Here is a 19,181-nt window from a genome sequence, read left to right as displayed (position 1 = left end):
CACATGCCCACAACCTCAACAACAGACGCAGACAGAGGCCCTCGCGGCCTCATATCAGAAAATCGGAGCGGCGAGAGTTCCAACTAAGAAGGCGGCGTCAGTGGTCCTGCTCCCGGGGTCCACTTCACTGATACGTGTCATCAAATGGATTGTTAGATAACTGACATTCCCGCGCAAGGTGAGGGCCCAAAACCAAGTGCAGGGGGCGCCGCACCGGAAGGACGCGGCGCCCCTGGCTGTATATGCGGCAGGCGAGTACTATTGGCCACTGTCTGATCCAGCGACAGTCACCCGCTCGTATAGCAGGATGGACTAGCCTTGCGACGACGTGGGATTAGCACGACCGCCAAATCCGGTTGGTGGGCCAGCGATCGCATCGGGTTCCTTCCGCGGAGCTGCAGATCGGGTTGCCAGAAGAACCGGTCCTCATAATCGGCACGGGAATTGCTGCCCCCCTCGTCGAACGACTGCTGTCAACGCGCGTCTGGGAGTGTGGCGCCTTAGGGCAGCCTCACCATTTCTATCGTTTGAACCCTCGCACCGAGACTACGAGTGTGCAGCCGCAAAATCTCAGAGCCACAACCTCAACGACGCAATCGTGGTGAGGTGGCTTACTAGGCTCCGTTCGCCACACGGTGTCGCGCGGCGATCAGGATGGAAGGCAGCGTCAATCAAGGTGAGAGAGTTTCGCTGGGCTCGTGACGTAGGGAGGGCGTAGCCCGACCGGAGTTACGAGCCCAGTGTCGGCGCGATCCCGAGGAGGACCGCGCCGACTGGTGATCGCGGCCAGCGGGGTTATGCAAGTGGTTCTTCCGCCAAGAGCAATCACTCGCGTGCCCGGCCGACACATCACAGATCACCAGATGAGGCTCTACATGAAGTACCGTCAGACCGATAGCCCGCCAGTGGCGGCGGCCAAGGCATCATTCAGTGCGTCGACCGCCTATCTGATCGAGAGAGACCCCCGATTTCCATCGCAAAGGAAGGCGCCCCGCGGCCGGCGACCGCCGGACCCGTTGAGCGACGTGTTCGAGACCGAGATCGTCCCGATCCTGAAGGCGGCACCTGGCTTACGCCCGGTGGCGGTGTTCGAGGAGATGCTACGGCGTCATCCGGATCTCGGCAGCGGTATCCGTCGTACCCTGGAACGATCCGTGCATGGCGGGCGATCCACGGCGAGGAGCAGGAGGTGATCTTCCGCCAAACCCACGAGCCTGGCCAACTCGGCCTCTCCGACTTCACAGACATGGACGAGTTGGGTGTTACGATTGCGGGTGCACCGTTGGATCATCGTCTCTATCACTTCCGTTTGGCTTATTGCGGGTTCGAGCACGCCCACGTCGTGCTTGGCGGCGAGAGCTTCGTTGCCTTGGCCGAAGGCCTGCAGAATGCCCTCTGGTCGCTCGGTGGGGCGCCGCGGGAGCATCGGACCGACAGTCTGTCGGCCGCATTCTGCAATCTCGATCGTGATGCACGGGACGATCTGACGCAGCGATACGAGGCCCTTTGTGCCCATTACGGCATGCGGCCTTCCCGCAACAATCGAGGCGTTGCTCACGAGAATGGTTCGATCGAAGGGCCCCACGGTCATCTCAAGCGAGCAATCGCGGACGCCTTTCTGCTGCGCGGAACTGTCGACTTCGACGATCTTGCAACCTATCGCGGCTTCATCGACGAGATCGTCAGCCGCCGCAATGCCCGCAACGCCAAGCGGATCGATAGCGAGCGCGTGGTGTTGCAGGAGCTGCCCGATCGGCGCACCTCCGACTACGAAGAGGTGATCGTCCGCGTGACATCGTCCGGCGGCTTCACCCTGCGCAAGGTGTTCTACACGGTGCCATCGCGCCTGATCGGTCACCGGCTGCGGGTGCGCCTTTACGATGATCGTCTCGACGTGTTCGTCGGCGGCACCCATCTCGTCACCCTGCCGCGTGGGCGGCCGCATCCCAATGGCAAGTACGACCAGGTCGTCGATTATCGGCACGTGATCCATTCCCTGCGGCGCAAGCCGATGGCGCTTCTCAATCTGGTCTACCGAGATCGGCTGTTCCCGCGCGATGCCTATCGGAAGACCTTCGATCGCTTGCGCGAACGCTTGCCGGACAAAAAAGCCTGCCGGATCATGGTCGATCTCCTCGCGCTCGCTCATGAGCGCGGCTGCGAGACCGAACTCGCCGATCAGCTCACCGCCGACCTCGAGGCCGGCCGACTGCCCGACCTCAACCGGCTACGTGCTCACTTCGCCCCCGATCCCGCCAACCTGCCGAACGTCGTGGTGCAGCTCGTGCCGCTTGCCACCTACGAATGCCTCATCGGTACCGCCGAGACCGGAGGTGCCGCATGAGCGTAACGAACACGGTTGATGCCGCGCGCCTCAATCTGTTGCTCAATGAGCTCCGGCTGCCTGCCATCAAGGTGCTGTGGGCGCAATTTGCCGAACAGTCCGACAAGGAAGGCTGGCCGGCCGGCCGCTTCCTCGCGACCATCGCCGAGCACGAGATCGCCGAACGCGGCCGCCGTCGGATCGAACGACACCTTGTCGAAGCACGTTTGCCCGCCGGAAAGACCTTCGACAGCTTCGACTTCGAAGCCGTGCCGATGATCTCGAAGGCGCAGGTGATGGCGCTCGCCGCCGGTGACAGCTGGCTGGGCAAGGGCGCCAATTTGCTCCTGTTCGGCCCGCCCGGCGGCGGAAAGAGCCACTTGGCGGCAGCGATTGGCCTGGCCCTCATCGAGAACGGATGGCGCGTCCTCTTCACCCGCACCACCGATCTCGTGCAGAAGCTCCAGCTGGCGCGACGCGAGCTCAACCTCGAGGCGGCCATCAATCGTCTCGATCGCTTCGATCTCCTGATCCTTGATGATCTCGCTTACGTCACCAGGGATCAGGCCGAGACCAGCGTGCTGTTCGAGCTCATCAGTGCACGCTACGAGCGCCGCTCGATGCTGATCACCGCCAATCAGCCATTCGGCGAATGGAACAGAGTCTTCCCGGATCCCGCCATGACCCTCGCCGCTATCGATCGCCTCGTTCACCACGCCACCATCGTCGAGATGAACGTCGAGAGCTATCGCAGACGGACCGCCCTCGCACGAAAACGCGGACCCGGACGGCCGCCATCGCACGCGACACCTAAAACCGTCGCTGATTGACGCTGCGCGACAATCAGAGTTCAACAAAACTCTTGCGCGCGACAATCATCGCGGCAATCATCATCGGGCCGCGACACTGCCTCGCCATCCTGATCGCCGCGCACTTCCTACCCAGATTGGCGCGCTACAACACGGCAAGGAGGAACGAGAGAAATGTGGCCGAAGTCGATCTTCACAATCAAGAAGTCTTGGATCCGCTGATTGGGCAATGCCAGCAACTGGTCAGGGAAGTGGCAATTCCCTAGCAATGGGAGGTGCTAAACGATCGCAATCCCGGGGCGATACCGAGCCACGCGGTAGAGAACTTCCGCGTTGCCGCCGGACGTGCGAGGGGCGAGTTTCACGGCGCGGTCTTTCAGGACAGTGACGTCGCAAAATGGCTTGAGGCGGCTGCATGGTCGCTATGCCAGACACCAAATCCAGAGCAGGAGAAAGCGGCCGATGAGCTCATTGAATTGATGGCGGCCACCCAATGTGGCGACGGCTATCTCAACACCTATTTCATATGAACGCGCCTCAGGAGCGCTGGACCAACCTAGCGGAGTGCCACGAACTTTATTGCGCGGGGCACTTGATTGAAGCAGGTGTCGCGTTCTTTCAGGCAACTGGCAAACGGCGATTGCTGGAGGTCGTTTGCAGGCTTGCTGACCACCTCGGCACAGTTTTTGGCCCAGAGCGCGATCAGTTGTACGGCTAGGAACGTGGCACGGAGCCGCACTTCTACGACATTGAGTAAGAGAAGCGCCAGCAATCCCGCGTCGCCAAATCCCACGGCACGCCTTGGATGATAAAAAACAAAGCGTACAGCCAAGCGCAGTTGCCGCTTTCGGAGCAGAGGACTGCAATAGGTCATGCGGTTCGTTTTGTATACCTCATGACGGCAGTAGCTCATCTCGCGCGTCTGCGCCAGAACGACCAGCAGCGCCAAACTTGCCTACGGCTATGGCAAAACATGGTTCAGCGCAAGATCTATATTACCGGAGCCATCGGCTCGCAAAGTGCCGGCGAAGCGTACAGCAGCGATTACGATTTGCCGAATGATACGGCGTATGCGGAAAGTTGCGTGTCGATTGGCTTGATGATGTTCGCGCGCCGTATGCTGGAGTTGGAACTGGACAGTCGCTATGCAGACGTGATGGAGCGCGCGCTCTCGGCGGTATCGCGTTCGACGGGCGCCATTATTTTTATGTTAACGGCTCGAAATGCATCCAAAAACGCTGAGGTCTAATGGCATCTACAATCATGTCTCGCCGGTGCGACGACCTTGGTTTGGCTGCGCCTGCTGTCCACCGAACATCGCACGGCTTTTCACATCCATTGGTCATTACATCTACACGCCCAGCACCGATGCGCTCTATGTAAATTTCTACGTTGGTAATATAGTAGCAATATCGGTCGACGGACACGCGCTGCGTTAGCTGATAAGCGGCAGCTATCCCTGGAGAGAAGAGGTAGAAATCGCCGTCGAATCTGCGCCGCCAATTGCCCACACGCTCGCCCTGCGCTGCCAGAATGGTACAGCGTGCCGCAGGCGAGCCTGAACGGCGAGCCCATGAATTGCGAGCCGCGCAGGAGCTATTTGCACATTCGCCGAGCGTAGCAGCAGGGAGATCGCGTCAAATTATCGCTGCCGATGCAAGTGCGCCGCGTATACGGCCATCAACTTTCCAATTTGGCCGGCAAGGTGGCCATCCAGCGTGGCCCCTTAATTTATTGTCTGGAGGAGGCCGACAACGGGACCGAGTTAGACAACGTTTGGCTTCACTCAGACAGCCGGTTTTCCCTTATGGAAGGAACAGGTCTCTTTAACGGCAAGATTATGCTGCAGGCGGACGGGGCGCGGTTGCAACGCACGCATTCTGAAGAAGCGGCGCTTTATAACTACGACAAATCGCCTGGACAGCTAGAACCGCAGCGGCTGACATTCATTCCGTGGTTCAGCTGGGATAATCGTGGCGAAGGCGAAATGCGGATTTAAATAGAGGAGCGCTAACGCCGGACGAGCGGGTCGCGCTTCCACGAGTCGACGTTAGACGGCCTTTCTGGCGCAGGCGATATCGTTGGTCAAAGTCTGGAAATCGGCCAATCTATGGAAGGCGGTGCGCGAGCTCCACTCGAACGTTGAAAAAATCCGAATATGAAGCGGCGGAACTCCGAAAAGAGTACGATCCGATTGGCATCAGCAGGTCAACCAGCGATCGGCCCAATTCCCAATAAAGGAGCTTCCTCGGAGGTGTTCGCGGCCTCTCATCAAACCTGATGAATGCCAATGGCACGAGCGTGCCGCCGTGTAGTTCGAAAGGAAGCCCTATGACAAGCCAAACGTGAGGGCGGCCACGTCAGGTTTTGGTAAGCCAGGCTCCCTATCAGCGCCGCTGGGCCTAACAAGCCTAAACAGATGCGGAAATGTATGTCCGACGGGAGCACCAATCGCCATGTATAATCGGATCAATGGCTCGTCCTACTTCCAATCCTCTGACTATGCCGAAACTGATGAGCAAATGGACGCGGACATCTTTGCGGATGCGTTCGCAAATATGCGCTTAGCCGAATCTGGTTCCAGTAGCAGTTCATCTGCGGCAACAAGACCGTATTCGCTCGTTTCAACCCCTCCCATAATAGAGTTCAAGGATTGTCAGTCATTCCGAAAAGCCGCGGAGGCCTATCATGGTGACGAAATCATGAAAATCGCCAACAACCCCCAAGAGTACTCCGACTTCGTGTCCGGCAAGGCAAGGCGAACTGCCGAAGTTGCCAAAGACTACGGGCGAACCCGAGATTCCGAGAAGGCGCGATACTTCAGCTACCAATTGGGCAACAAGAGTGTCGGACTTCTAAGAACGGAAGGCGGCGACAGCATGACCGAGTTCGACGTCGAAAGGTGGAAGAAGCTATTTCCTGGACGCAACGGGACTACCTCTACTGTGGATCTTCAAGTCGTTCATCCGCTTGTCGAGAACGCTGGCGACATCCTGCTCGAGCACCAGCTTCGACTAGACGGAAAACAGCCGCTGCTCAATTTGCGTCCGGCTAATTCGGAAGCAAGAGCCCGTGCGGCAAAGATGGGATTCGTCGAGGTTGACGCCGACAACATGGTTCTTGACCCAGCGAAGTCAGATAAGTGGGTAAGGAATAGCGACGGCGAATGGCAGCGCAAAGGTACTGCTGCGCGGTATCTTTCCAAAGCTGACGACAGTGAAGGTAGTGATACCGAGATCTCAGCGAGCCCCTCAACATACGACTATGAGGATGATTTTATGTGACAATGGGATCACCGGTGATTTGGCCCGATGGAGTAGACCAATCTAGCGTGCTCCGGGCTCCTCTGTGTTTATCGCCTTTTCGGCTGAGAGTTCCTCTGAGTTGGCTCAGAATACTGTCCGCAGAGTGCTTCTTGGCTTAGCGGTTGCTGATTTGTTTGAGCCTTGGAAGTAGGGGCTCACTGCGGAAGGCAATTGCGACAATGCTCGCTGCGGAGAGGACCTGGATGGGGTGCCGCCAAAGTGCGCCCGGCCGCCGAGGGCCGGGCGTGTTGTGCCGAGTCGTTGGACGGCTTGGAGCCAGAAGTTGTCTACAGATGGCGCCTACGAAGTAGTAAGGGTGTGGGCGCCTGCCGCGAGTCGGTGGGCAAGGAAATGCACAGCGAAGCGGCGCCCGATGGGCAAGACGGCTGGCATGCGTCAACGGACATAACGACGCCGAGAGCACGATCATCGTGCAGAGCACTTTCACCAGAAAAGCCTCAACAGAAGACACGCGGCGGTTGTCCTGGGCGAAGCTCCGTTATCATCGTCACTGCAGTCGGCTGCGAACAGCCAAACTCTTGCTTTGTCGATCGCTCTCGGCCAGCTCCGCTCTGCAATAGAACATATAGAAACGATCCAGACGAGTTAAGAAGGGCTCAGGGTCGTCGATTGCTTTGGGTGAGCATTACATTGAACGTCGATCTGCAGAATGAGTCGAGCTGGCGTACCCTTCCAGCACTCGCAGCGATAAGGTTGTTCTGCACCAATGTAGCCGCCCGGCGATGGTCGCTAAAGTGTCGACAAGCGACAATTGGCCTCTCGCTCGCTTGATTTTAGAGCAAGTAGCATCTTTGACTCGAAGAGGTTGATCGGCGGCGAGATCGACGCGTGGAGCGTTTAGATCGGACACCAACCCAAGCCGCAGATGGATTGCATCAGATGTCGCGCCGGCCGTCATACGCGTTCAGTGCGGTGTCGAGGCATTCGATTAACGCTTGTCCTGCAAAGGGTTTGGCGAGGAAGCCAATCGCCCCGGCGTCCAGGGCTGACGCGCGCACGCGCTCGTTGGGGAAAGCTGTAATGAAAATGAATGGTGCGTCGTAACCACGCGTCCGCATCTCTGCCAGCAGCTCCAGCCCGCTCATAGCCGACATCTGCACATCGGTGATGACACAGGATGTCTCATTCAAGTACGGCGACCGCAGGAGTGCCTCGGCCGACGCAAATATCTGCACGACGTAGCCACGCGATTTCAGAAGGTTTTCTGTCGACGCACGGACGGAGACGTCGTCGTCAACGACGGAAATCAAAGGCGTGGACAAGATGAGCCCTCCAGACGCAGTACAGCGGCAGCCAAAGCGCTAGCCACTTTCGGCGAAAAGTGGGCTTAAGTGATGGAATTGTAAAATCATACTTGCGTTTGTTCGGAACGATCGACGCGAATTCCCAGCGTCTCGCTCATTCTGATCAGGTCGGCCAGCGACCGGGCACGCATCTTTTTCATTACGTGACCCCGGTAAATCTTCACCGTAATCTCGGCGAGCCCAAGTTCGCCGGCTACCTGCTTGTTCATTAGGCCGGCCGCGACCAGTTTCATCACTGCCTGCTCGCGCGGGCTTAAGGTCTCAAATAGAGACTGCAGATTCACGACGGTTCGCTGAGCTTCCCGTCTTTTGCGATCTCGTTCGGTCGCCGCAACCACGGCATCAAGCAGTTCCTGATCGCGGAACGGCTTGCTGAGAAAATCGACCGCACCTCCCTTCATGGCCTTGACGGTCATGGGAATGTCGCCATGGCCGGTGATGAAAATGATCGGGATGTGTATGTTCAACCTGGCCAGCTCGGTCTGGTAGTCAAGGCCGCTCAGGCCTGGCAGCCGGACATCAAGAACTAGACAGCTTGTGACGTCCGGAATTGTGCTCTGCAGCATTTCACGGGCCGATCCAAACGCCACGACCTCCAACCCTACCTGTTGAAAAAGGTTCGTAAGCGAGCGGCGCACCGAGATGTCATCCTCAACGACAAAAACGATGGCCTTCGTCGAGGCCTCGGCATTGCTACCCTCACCTGGCGAGTCAAATCGTCCTGTCACTGGAGGGCCTCCTTGTGTACGGGCAGGACAAACTGGAAGGTCGCGCCCGGTTCATTTTTCTGGAGAAGCGATAGCCGCCCTCCATGAGCTTCCACGATAGAACGGCAGATCGAAAGGCCCATTCCAAGGCCACTCGGCTTGGTGGTGAAGAAGGGATCCAAGACGTGGTCAGCGTCCTTCTCGGCGATCCCGACGCCGCAATCGGCCACTGCAAGCTGCACGTGCCCCAGATCGTCCTTGGATGATCGAATTAGAAGTTCGCGCGGCCGGTCGGTAACTGCGTCCATCGCCTCAATTCCGTTCATTACCAGATTGATGATCACCTGTTGTAGCTGAATTCGGTCACCGAGGATCCTCGGCGGCGCGGCCGCCAACTCGGTTCGCAACGTCACTCGGTGGCTCACCAGCTCTCGTGTTACCAGCGCAATGACCTCCCTAACGACCTCATTAATGTCGAGTGGCACCATCTGAATCTCGCCTTTCTTCGCGAGCGCGCGAACACTGCGGATCACCTCGCTTGCCCGGATTGCGTCTTCGATGATCCATTCCACTGAAGAGCGCGCGGCGGCAAGATTAGGAGCTTCCCGAGCCATCCAGCCGAGGCACGCATCGGCGTTGTTGAGAATAGCGGCGAGTGGTTGGTTTATCTCGTGAGCGATGGAAGTCGTCAGTTCTCCTAACGTCGTTACACGCGTGACATGTGCAAGCTCCGCTTGTGCCTTTCGCAGCTCTTGTTCGGCCTGATCAGCGCGAATGAGAGCCGTTATGTCAGTGCTGACGCCCCGATAGCCCAGAAAAGTTCCGTTTCCATCGAAGAATGGCTTGCCACTCGTACGGACATAGATCGGAGATCCCGTTCGATTCACGGTACGGTAGATGAGATCCCGAAACGGCAGATGCGCCTGCAACGTCGCCCGATGCTGACGCCACTTCTCGGGTTCCTCTTCCGTGTCGCAAGCAATGTCCCAGCGAAGCAGGCCCATCAATCCTGTCGCCAAGATTCCCGCAGCGCTGGTGTGCTCGGACAAGTGAGTGACCCGATGATCCGGCCCAGTTTCCCAGAGCCAGTCGGAAGCTGTCTCGGCGTAGTCGCGAAAGCGCTGCTCGCTTTCGCGCAGCGCGACAAGTGTGTTTTCCAGGCGTTCCCTAGCTGCGTGCTGCTCGGTGACATCCATATGTGTTCCGATCAGCTCGCTGACATTACCATCGCTGCCGAGGACAACGTGTGCAACGGAGTGTATGCGCCTTATCCCGCCATCTGGCAGAAGAATACGAAAATCATACTCGAACCGTTCTTCCACGTGTTCAATCGCCTGCCGCAGCACCTCCTGTAGCCGCGGCAAGTCGTCCGGATGGATGCGCGATCGAATGGTCTCGATCGATACCGGCTCTTGTGGGCTAAAGCCAAACAGACGATCGACCTCGGCGGAGCGATACACGAAATCTAGGCCGTAGACGTCCCAGGACCAGCTGCCTGTGTGAGTGAGATGCTGGGCCTCGGCCAGATAGGCCTCGCTGCGGCGCAGCTGCTGTTCTGCTCGCCTCGCCGCCGTAATATCCGTAGCTGCCCCAACAAACTCGATGTCACCAGAGGCTGTCCTCGTGGCTCGTGCCTGCGCATGAATGTGCTTTACCGAGCCGTCCGGTAGCAGAAGCCGGTATTCGTGCTCGAAATCGCTCGGGTCTCGCATCGCGCGATCGATAATTTCTTTAACCGAAGCCCTATCATCGGGATGAGTGCGCTCAACGACGAGCTGCGGCCCCGGTGGCACTGTCTCAGAATCTAATTGGAAAATCCGAAATGTTTCCTTTGACCAGAAGGCCTCGCCCGTAGCAGGGTTCCAGCTGAAGCTGCCTGTGTGACTCAACTCCTGCGCCTGGGCCAAATGTGCTTCGCTCCGCTGCAGGGCAAGTTCAGTCCGCCTTCGCTCCGTTATATCTTCGCAGGCGACAAGGATAATGGGCCGCTCATCCGCCCAGAGCATGGCTTTGGCGATTTCACGTACCCACAATACCGAGCCGTCCTTCCTGACCTTCTGGACGTCCCACGTGCGCGTTTGTCCGACATCCTCCAGGCACGTCCGAACGCATTCACGAACGAAGGCGCGATCCTCCTCGAGAAATACCTCCAGCACGGATTGACCAATCAGTTCAGCACGAGCATAGCCGAGTTGTGTCGCGCCGAATGTATTGACGTCGAGGACAGTGCCGGCTTCATCGACCATGAAGTACATGGCCGGATTGTGCTCGAAGATGGCGCGCCACCGCTTTTCCCGATCCTCCAAATCGGCCGCACTCCGCTGAAGCTTGGCCGCAGCCACACGCGCAGCCTCGCTTTCCTGGCGCAGCTTTCCGATCAGGTGCGCTCCCACAATCGAGGCAATAAAGAATGCAACAACCACGGGCAGATCTTGGGGGTCATCGATTCGCAGGCTGAACGCCGGCGGCGCAAAATAATAAGCGAGAGCAGCAACGGCTACGATGCAAAGCGCGGACGACGCGATGAAGCTGCCCATCAACGAAAACAGTAACACCACTAACAAATAGGCGAACGCCGTGGGGGCGAAATGCGCGTGAAGGTACAAGCAAGACAGTGTTACCACCGCCAGCGTTATGGAGCCGAAGGTAAACTGAGGGGCTGAGCGCTTTAAACTGCTGATCTGGCTACGCATTTTGATACTGTCCGGCCTGTTCTCCGGCGGGAGAGCTATAACATTTTAGGCAAAAATGGGGCAATACTCGGCACCAGCACCTGCTGTGAGCGGTTCCGAGATCGATTGCTTGCTGAACTGAGCACGCGCGAAGAAAAAACGCATCACAGACATACGTATAGTCGTCCTAAACCTTTCAATATGGCCACTATCGCGCGCTGACACGCCTAGAATCGAAGCTGAGATGTCTACTTTCCTCCGCTGCCGATAACCTCCAGGCAGGCGCTTGAGGCTGCAGCCGAGGACAACTCCCTTACGCCAGCCGGACGAGGACAGCGGCTGCAGTTCGGCCAAGACGTTGAGCCGAAACAATCAGGCGCGCCTCGCCGAACCGGAAAGAACAGGGACAAGCTGCCGGCCGATTCATCTCGCCGTTGCGATCGGCATGCGGAAGAAAGCGCAACCGTCTCGTGCCGAGATACGAAGGCGAAGTTACGCGACTGCCTTGCATGCCCGAGGGCCATCACGCCTAGGTGAGAGGACTTGTCTCCGGTCAGCCGTTGAGCGCGCGCGAACGACGCCGAACCGAACACTAGCCGTGTGCGAGCCGGCATGGCTCCGTCGAGGTGCCATCTAATCCATGCTGATCACACCCATCACGATCTAATGCGGCAGCACGGACCGTAACAAGGGATGACGAGTTGCGTCAGCAAGATCGCTACCACGTCGTTGGTTGGGCGAGGCCAGTGCAGTGACCGCGCGCATTGGCAATTGTAGGCGGAGCAACACCTAGGTCCGTCAGGCTGGACAAGTTCTGTCGCAGTCCTGTTATCTGGCACGGCAAAATGTCGCAGAAGCGTTCAGATGGCGGGAGCTTGACGCGAAAGACGCGCTTGATAATGACCGTTAAAAAGCTCCGGCTCTTTTGCCCGGCTGGCATCTTTTCAGGGCGGCTGCGGGGGGGGGGGCGAAGCGGGACAAGATCTGCGCACTGGAGATCGCCCTTGAAAGTTCCGGCTCGTGTCAAGTCGGCTGTGTCTTCGAACTACGAGAAATGTGGCTGCGCTTGCATTTGACGCGTCTTCGAATGGCTGTGGTTAAGATCCGGGACCTATCTCATCGTGCGTCGATAGTGGTGGAAACGTTGGGCTGGTTGAGCCGGGCCTGCAGCGTCGCGTGCTCCAGCTCGTCCTCCCACCAAGATATGAACACGGCCGCGATGCCATTGCCGGTGATGTTAGTAAGGGCGCGCACCTCGCTCATGAACTTATCGATCGAAAACACAATTGCCATGCCCGGCACCAGCGCTGGATTGACCACCGACAACGTCGCAGCGAGCGTGATGAAGCCCGCGCCGGTGACGCCGCTTGCTCCCTTCGACGTCAGCATTGCAACGAGCAGGATGGTGAGCTGCTGGCCAAAGGTGAGCTCGACCCCGAGTGCCTGGGCAATGAACAATGTCGCAAGTGTCATATAGATATTGGTGCCGTCGAGGTTGAAGGAGTAGCCAGTTGGCACCACCAGGCCGACCACGGGCTTGGAGCAGCCCAGCCGTTCGAGCTTCTCCATTAATTGCGGCAGAGCGCTTTCAGAGGACGAAGTGCCGAGCACGATCAGAATCTCATCCTTGATATAGACAATGAACTTGAAGATTGAAAAGCCGACGAGGCGCGCGATCAAACCGAGCACCACCACAACAAACAGCGCCGCAGTCGCGTAAAACAGAGCGATCAGACCGATCAAATTGCCGAGTGCTGCCGGCCCGAACTTGCCGACGGTGAAGGCCATGGCGCCGAAGGCGCCGATCGGAGCCGCTTTCATGATGATAGCGATTACGCCGAACACCGCGTGCGCGACGTCGTCGATCATGCCGCGCAGACGCTCCCCACGCTTTCCGAGCGCCATCAACGAAAAGCCGAATAGAATCGCGAACAAGAGAACCTGCAGAACATCGCCGCGAGCGAAGGCGCCCACCACGGTGTCGGGAATGATGTTGAGAAAGAAATCGACGGTCTTCGAGGCTTCCGCCTGCTTCACGTAATTGGCGACCGCCGCAGCATCCGGCTTGAGCGCAAGACCATGGCCGATTTGGACCAGATTGCCCATAACAAGGCCCAACAACAAGGCAAAGCTGGAGACGATCTCGAAATAGACCAGCGCCTTGACGCCGACGCGCCCGACTTTCTTCGCATCCTGAATATGCGCAATACCGGATGTAACGGTGCAGAAAATAATCGGCGCGATCACCATCTTGATTAGCTTGATGAATCCGTCACCAAGCGCCTTGACCCAGTCGTTGGTCGCGACGGACGGCCATAGGCAGCCGACCATGGCGCCAATCAAAATCGCAATCAGCACCTGCACGTAGAGAATCTTATACCAAGTTTGCGACGCGCGCGCGGGCGCCGCAGTTGACATGGTGGTCATGACGCTTCCTTCCCGAATATAGTCGAATGTGAGCCGCCGCGTCTTTGAGAGGCGACAGCGTCATACGAGACTCATTTTAGCCGTGTGCGATTGAAGACGGTTCCGAGAGTCGGCGCGTCGTTCCAAAGGCAGGCGAGTTGCGTTTATCCTTTCTCTTAAGCAAGATCTGCACCAGATGCCCAAAGTGCGCCGACTAAGCAGTGGCGGACAAACCGTCTGTCTCCGGCGGCATGGGTTTGAGTGCTCGGACCGCGTTCGCAAGGTCGAACAAAAAGTTCTAGCGTGACTCGTAACTTCATCGGCTGGGCGCATTAGCGGAGTCACGTCTCGGCCCCGAAGCTCTAGCGGGATCGATATACGCCGACTGCTGAGATGGATGCAACAGTACGTGACATCGGTAAAATTCATAGTTTGGATCGTAGGCATCCACGCGATGGAAGCCTGGCTTAGGAACTCGATTGCGCGGAAGAATCTTTGATCAATGCACTGCGCTGTCGCTAACGGCAAGGCTCGTTCACGGGGCATTGTCTCCAGGCCTGTGCTAGCGCTGCGCATTAGGCAGATTGGTCGGCAGGCGGCCTTCGCTCTCGGCTCCTCGTGCCTTTTGCCGCGTCGCAGAAGCAGCTTACAGCTAGATCGTTCCCGTTACTTACGGCAGTCTTGCTGAGATCCGTTCCATTGCCAGCGCGGCGAGTGCGGCGGTTGAGCCATCGACGAATCAAACAAGCATGTCTGGGGGCGTCAAAATCTGCCCTTCGTTGCGCGGCGTGTCGCTGTCTGCTCGGCAACAAAGATGCCAGAAATCTGACAGAGCGTTAGGTTCACGCCAGGGTGACGTCGCCGTCTATGCGAATTTCGCACGTTGAGCATAGAACGCGCCACAGTTCGCACGCGGCACAGCAATTGCTGATGACGAACGAGGAGCTTCCGCCGTCGGATGGATGGAAGTGACCCAGTCACAGGAGTTGCCGATGAGGCTTGCGATGCTGCTGTTGCTCGCAGAAACGACGCGCGATGTGGCGGCCGCCACGAAGTGCCGCGCGACTAAAGGGCGATCCGCGCCACATCCCTGGACGAGCCGGACGTGCAGGCGCTCACTCGGCCGACACGGCGACCTGCTCGCACTTTTGGGCTGATCCACATGGATGTCTTTTCGGCAGAGATTTCGCAGTCAGTTGCGCTCACGATTGAGCTCGCCAGCGTGACGACCGTGATCCTCCTCCTGATTGGTGTCCCCCTCGCTTGGTGGCTGGCGCGCTCAAAGACTCTTTTGAGCGAGGCGGTGGCGACGATGATCGCCCTGCCGCTAGTGCTACCGCCTACGGCTCTCGGTTTTTGCGTACTCGTGTTGCTCGGCCCCAACGGACCGGGTGGCGTCCTCGCCTCTTTGTGGGGCGAGCGCACGCTCGCTTTTACCTTCGCAGGAATCGTGGTCGGATCGGTCCTCTCGGCGCTGCCGTTGGTGGTGCAGCCGATCCGTAACGCCTTTGTTGCGATGGCGATTGCCCGTTGAAAACTACAGGGCGCGTTTCGTCGTTGTATGCCTTCATTACCATCAGCGGGCCGCTGGCGCGATTGGAGTTTGTTAAAGCTGCCGTGATTGGGTTTTCTCATACGATCGGCACATTCGGCGTCGTGATGATGATCGGCGGCAACATTCCTGGGCGCACCAAGGTCTTGTCAGCCCACGTCGTAGACTACGTCCAAGCGTCTCGCTGGCGCGAAGCGAGTGTGGTTGCCGGCGGTATGGTGATGTTCGCCTTTGCGGCTATCTTCACCTTAGCCCTCATCGACAGACACTGTGTCAAGAGAGGCATTGAACCGTCCTAGGCTTGCCCGCCGGACACATCCGATCACGACCGAGCAGCAGTATTGCAAGCCGGATCTGCAACCACCGCGCACAGAACGCTTTTACTGGCGGTCTCGCGAGCGAAGAACTCGTCTAGCGAGTTCACCTGGACCGGCGCCTACGGGACACAATTGTTCTGCGACCCAAAGGAGCATCTCGTCGTGGACGGCAGCGCCCGGCCGGATCGCGCTAGTGCTTCAATAACGAGATCGCCTCCGCTATCGAGAAGAAGCTCTTAGCGGGTTTGGTATCGCGATGCGCCAAGACGATCGCGCATTGCTATCGATCGGCTCGCGCGATGAACGCTCCTGTAATAGCTCTGAACATCCAGGCTCTCGCCTAAAATATGCAGCGATGCGGTGCGGCGAGCCGCTTTGAATGAAGGCAGATCGGGTCGATCAGACCTAAAAAGCGAACGCTGCGTGCGCCTCGGGGCTCACATTGCGGCTTCTCTTCGTCGCTCGACAGCCGCTTTGGTACGGGCTGCTTGCGCAGTTGCGACTATGAGCGGCTTTAAGCGCCCCAGGGGCAGTGCGGTCCCCGTCAACTGCACCAATTCTATTCAACAATCGGCATGAGGCATGAGTGTCGCGTCTGCAAGAGCGAGCAGGACGTAGTCACCGTGCAGTGATGAACCATCGTGTCGCTCTGTTGAACTGATCACATCGATGTCCAAAACCGGACACCATTAGCATGACAGATCAATGGCGCAGCTCGTGGCTCGCTGGCTGGTTTCGACTGTCATCAAATCCAGAAGCGGTGGCGTGCCATCTGTCAAGTGTTTCGCTGCTGTGGCTTGTTTCTTGCTGAACGTCAGTAATTCGTTTCGGTCGACGACAACTCACATGGAAGGCTTAATGGGTGGTGCAACAGAAACGTTCTACAGCGTGATCAGACGTCAGGGTATCACGCGTCGTAGTTTCCACAAATTCTGCAGTTTGACTGCCGCGAGCTTGGGACTCGGTCCGCTCGCCGCAGGCAGAATTGCCAACGCCCTAGAGACCAAACCGCGTGTGCCCGTCATCTGGCTGCACGGGCTCGAGTGTACCTGCTGCTCGGAAAGCTTTATCCGCTCGGCCCATCCATTGATCAAGGACGCGCTGCTGTCGATGATTTCGCTCGACTATGACGATACGATCATGGCGGCGGCAGGACACCAGGCCGAAGCCATCCTGGAGGAAACTCGTGCCAAGTACAAAGGCAGGTATGTGCTCGCCGTCGAAGGCAATCCGCCGCTGAACGAGGGTGGCATGTTCTGCATTGACGGCGGCAAGCCGTTCGTTGAAAAGCTCAGGTACATGGCGGAAGAGTCCATGGCGGTCATCGCTTGGGGCACGTGTGCGTCCTGGGGATGCGTGCAAGCGGCCAAGCCCAATCCGACTGGCGCGGCGCCGATCGATAAGGTGATCACCAACAAGCCGATCATCAAGGTGCCCGGGTGCCCTCCTATCGCAGAGGTTATGAGTGGCCTCCTGACTTTCATGACCACGTTCGGAAAGCTTCCGGAGCTCGATCGCCAAGGCCGTCCCAGTATGTTCTATTCCGAGCGGATTCACGACAAGTGCTATCGGCGTTCCCATTTCGACGCTGGCCAATTCGTCGAAGAGTGGGACGATGAGTACGCACGCAAGGGCTATTGCCTGTACAAGATGGGCTGCAAGGGGCCAACCACCTACAATGCTTGTTCGGCCATTCGGTGGAACGGCGGCATTTCATTTCCGATTCAATCCGGCCACGGCTGCTTCGGCTGCTCCGAAGACGGCTTCTGGGATAAGGGATCATTTTACGACCGCCTCACAACCATCAAGCAGTTCGGCATCGAGGCGAACGCCGACCAGATCGGCATGGCCGCTGCCGGCGTAGTTGGGCTAACCGTCGCTGCCCACGCGGCGCTCACCGCCGCGAAGCGGTTGACCCACAAGCGGGATCGCGCAGCCCACAAAAGCAAATCGACTTGAGGAGGGGGCGACGGTGGCCGTCCAGACACCGAATGGGTTCAATCTCGATCGTTCCGGCAGGCGAATCGTCATCGATCCGCTGACGCGGATCGAAGGCCACCTGCGTGTCGAAGCCAATCTCGATTCAGACAATGTGATCCGCAATGCGGTCTCAAGCGGCACGATGTGGCGTGGCATCGAAGTTATCCTGCGCGGGCGCGATCCGCGCGACGCCTGGGCGTTCACCGAGCGGATTTGCGGGGTATGCACCGGAACCCATGCGCTCACCTCCGTGCGCGCGGTTGAAAATGCACTAGGAATTGCGATTCCGGAGAATGCCAATTCGATCCGCAACATCATGCAGCTGTGCCTGCTCGTGCATGATCACCTCGTACATTTCTATCACCTGCACGCGCTGGATTGGGTCGACGTGGTCTCCGCGCTCAAGGCCGATCCCAAGTCGACCTCCGCGCTCGCGCAGTCTATCTCGCCCTGGCCGCTATCGTCCCCTGGCTATTTTAAGGATTTGCAGATCCGGCTCACCAAATTCTTCGGATCAGGCCAACTCGGTCCGTTCAAGAATGGCTATTGGGGGCATCCGGCCTACAAGCTGTCACCGGAAGCGAACTTGATGGCTGTAGCGCATTATCTAGAAGCGCTCGACTTTCAGAAGGAGATCGTCAAGATCCAGGCGATCTATGGTGGCAAGAACCCGCATCCGAACTGGTTGGTCGGCGGCGTGCCCTGCGCGATCAACGTCGACGGAACTGGTGCGGTGGGTGCGATCAATATGGAGCGATTGAACATCGTGTCCTCGATCGTCGACCGTTCGATCGAGTTTGTCGAGCAGGTCTACCTGCCCGACATTGCCGCGATCTGCTCGTTCTATAAGGACTGGCTCCATGGCGGCGGACTTTCGAGCAAAAGCGTGATGTCCTATGGCGACATCCCCGAAAACGCAAATGACTGTTCCGCCAAAAGCTTCAAGCTGCCGCGAGGGGTCATTCTTGGTGGCAATCTCAAGGAGATACTGCCGATCGACCATGGTGATCCCGAGCAGATCCAGGAATTCGTCCCGCATTCATGGTATAAATACCCCAGCGATTGCTGCGGACTGCATCCCTGGGACGGTCTCACCGAGCCGAGTTTTGAACTTGGGCCAAAACTCAAAGGCAGCAAGACAGATATTAAGGAACTCGACGAGGGCGGCAAGTATTCCTGGATCAAAGCGCCGCGCTGGCGCGGCCACGCCGTGGAGGTCGGGCCGTTAGCGCGATACATCATCGGTTATGCGCAAGACAAAGCCGAGTTCAAGGAGCCCGCCGAGAGACTGCTCAAGGGGCTCAATCTTCCCCTGAGTGCGCTGTTCTCGACGCTTGGCCGTACTGCGACGCGAGCGCTCGAATGCCAGTGGGCGGCGCATCAGATGCGTTATTTCCAGAATAAGCTGGTAATCCACATCAAGGCAGGCAATACGGCAACTGCCGATGTCAGCAGGTGGAAGCCGGAAACCTGGCGCAAGGAGGCCAAGGGCTACGGGTTCACTGAGGCGCCGCGCGGTGCGCTTGGGCACTGGATCAAGATCAGGGACGCCAAGATCGACAATTATCAATGTGTTGTGCCGACGACGTGGAATGGATCTCCTCGCGATCCCAAGGGCAATATTGGCGCCTTTGAAGCCTCCCTGATCGGTACCCCGATGGCCGATCCGCAGCGGCCCCTGGAGATCTTGCGCACGATCCATTCCTTTGATCCATGCTTGGCTTGCTCGACCCATGTGATGAGTCCTGATGGCCAGGAAATGGCTTCAGTCAATGTTCGTTAGGG

11 protein-coding genes and 3 pseudogenes are annotated in these 19,181 nt (G+C 58.1%); 10 read left to right on the top strand and 4 right to left on the bottom strand.

The annotated features are described in order from the left end of the window. The first annotated feature begins 797 nt into the window (after positions 1-797). From istA to I6F37_RS33950, 7 genes and pseudogenes are all read left to right on the top strand, one after another. Positions 798-2,344: pseudogene (gene istA, locus I6F37_RS33975) on the top strand (IS21 family transposase). Next, positions 2,341-3,153 carry an IS21-like element helper ATPase IstB gene (gene istB, locus I6F37_RS33970; protein WP_225129633.1) on the top strand — a complete coding sequence of 271 codons (813 nt, stop codon included), beginning with the start codon at positions 2,341-2,343 and terminating at the stop codon, positions 3,151-3,153. The pseudogene istA and the gene istB overlap by 4 nt, the downstream one beginning before the upstream one ends. Next, complete coding sequence (locus I6F37_RS33965; protein ID WP_225129631.1) at positions 3,150-3,398, top strand: hypothetical protein; 249 nt, start codon at positions 3,150-3,152, stop codon at positions 3,396-3,398. The genes istB and I6F37_RS33965 overlap by 4 nt, the downstream gene beginning before the upstream one ends. A gap of 9 nt (positions 3,399-3,407) precedes the next feature. Beyond that, positions 3,408-3,662, top strand: a complete 255-nt coding sequence (locus I6F37_RS45645) for a beta-L-arabinofuranosidase domain-containing protein (RefSeq protein ID WP_345944108.1) — start codon at positions 3,408-3,410, stop codon at positions 3,660-3,662. Further along, positions 3,626-4,381, top strand: a pseudogene (locus I6F37_RS33960) (beta-L-arabinofuranosidase domain-containing protein). Before I6F37_RS45645 ends, I6F37_RS33960 begins: the two are co-directional and overlap by 37 nt. 405 nt (positions 4,382-4,786) lie before the next feature. Continuing rightward, positions 4,787-5,131, top strand: a complete 345-nt coding sequence (locus tag I6F37_RS33955) for a hypothetical protein (RefSeq protein WP_249786627.1) — start codon at positions 4,787-4,789, stop codon at positions 5,129-5,131. 457 nt (positions 5,132-5,588) lie between these two features. Next, positions 5,589-6,416: an Effector protein NopP gene (locus tag I6F37_RS33950; protein WP_225129630.1), complete on the top strand. Its 828-nt coding sequence runs from the start codon at positions 5,589-5,591 to the stop codon at positions 6,414-6,416. Positions 6,417-7,333: 917 nt separating this feature from the next. On the opposite strand, the gene I6F37_RS33945 is transcribed toward I6F37_RS33950, so the two are convergent. From I6F37_RS33945 to dctA, 4 genes are all read right to left on the bottom strand, one after another. Further along, complete coding sequence (locus I6F37_RS33945) at positions 7,334-7,720, bottom strand: response regulator transcription factor (RefSeq protein WP_225129628.1); 387 nt, start codon at positions 7,718-7,720, stop codon at positions 7,334-7,336. An 86-nt stretch (positions 7,721-7,806) separates the two neighbouring features. Continuing rightward, a complete protein-coding gene (locus tag I6F37_RS33940) occupies positions 7,807-8,490 on the bottom strand; it encodes a response regulator transcription factor (protein ID WP_225129626.1) in 684 nt (227 codons plus the stop codon). Beyond that, a complete protein-coding gene (locus I6F37_RS33935) occupies positions 8,487-11,162 on the bottom strand; it encodes a PAS domain S-box protein (protein WP_225129624.1) in 2,676 nt (891 codons plus the stop codon). The genes I6F37_RS33940 and I6F37_RS33935 overlap by 4 nt, the downstream gene beginning before the upstream one ends. A 1,095-nt stretch (positions 11,163-12,257) precedes the next feature. Continuing rightward, on the bottom strand, positions 12,258-13,568 hold the full coding sequence (dctA, locus tag I6F37_RS33930; protein ID WP_225129623.1) for a C4-dicarboxylate transporter DctA: 1,311 nt from the start codon (positions 13,566-13,568) through the stop codon (positions 12,258-12,260). 1,141 nt (positions 13,569-14,709) lie between these two features. Between dctA and I6F37_RS33925 the strand changes: the two are divergent. The 3 genes and pseudogenes from I6F37_RS33925 (at position 14,710) to I6F37_RS33915 (ending at position 19,179) form a co-directional block, all read left to right on the top strand. Continuing rightward, positions 14,710-15,398, top strand: a pseudogene (locus tag I6F37_RS33925) (molybdate ABC transporter permease subunit). Positions 15,399-16,274: 876 nt separating this feature from the next. Beyond that, entirely contained in the window at positions 16,275-17,375 is a 1,101-nt protein-coding gene (locus I6F37_RS33920) for a hydrogenase small subunit (protein WP_225129656.1), read from the top strand. 13 nt (positions 17,376-17,388) lie between these two features. Beyond that, on the top strand, positions 17,389-19,179 hold the full coding sequence (locus tag I6F37_RS33915; RefSeq protein WP_225129622.1) for a nickel-dependent hydrogenase large subunit: 1,791 nt from the start codon (positions 17,389-17,391) through the stop codon (positions 19,177-19,179). The last annotated feature ends 2 nt before the right edge of the window (positions 19,180-19,181 follow it).

This window comes from Bradyrhizobium sp. NBAIM08 (genome assembly GCF_020193935.1).
In the GTDB taxonomy this organism is placed as follows: Bacteria; Pseudomonadota; Alphaproteobacteria; order Rhizobiales; family Xanthobacteraceae; genus Bradyrhizobium; species Bradyrhizobium yuanmingense.
Note: the sequence above shows the minus strand (reverse complement) of the source record. Positions and strands in the feature narration are given on the sequence as shown.

Excerpts from the sequence above, each read along its gene's own strand:
- dctA (WP_225129623.1), bottom strand. The coding sequence starts at position 13,568 with ATGACCACCATGTCAACTGCGGCGCCCGCGCGCGCGTCGCAAACTTGG.
- istB (WP_225129633.1), top strand. The coding sequence starts at position 2,341 with ATGAGCGTAACGAACACGGTTGATGCCGCGCGCCTCAATCTGTTGCTC.
- I6F37_RS33950 (WP_225129630.1), top strand. The coding sequence starts at position 5,589 with ATGTATAATCGGATCAATGGCTCGTCCTACTTCCAATCCTCTGACTAT.
- I6F37_RS33955 (WP_249786627.1), top strand. The coding sequence starts at position 4,787 with ATGCAAGTGCGCCGCGTATACGGCCATCAACTTTCCAATTTGGCCGGC.
- I6F37_RS33920 (WP_225129656.1), top strand. The coding sequence starts at position 16,275 with ATGGGTGGTGCAACAGAAACGTTCTACAGCGTGATCAGACGTCAGGGT.
- I6F37_RS33935 (WP_225129624.1), bottom strand. The coding sequence starts at position 11,162 with ATGCGTAGCCAGATCAGCAGTTTAAAGCGCTCAGCCCCTCAGTTTACC.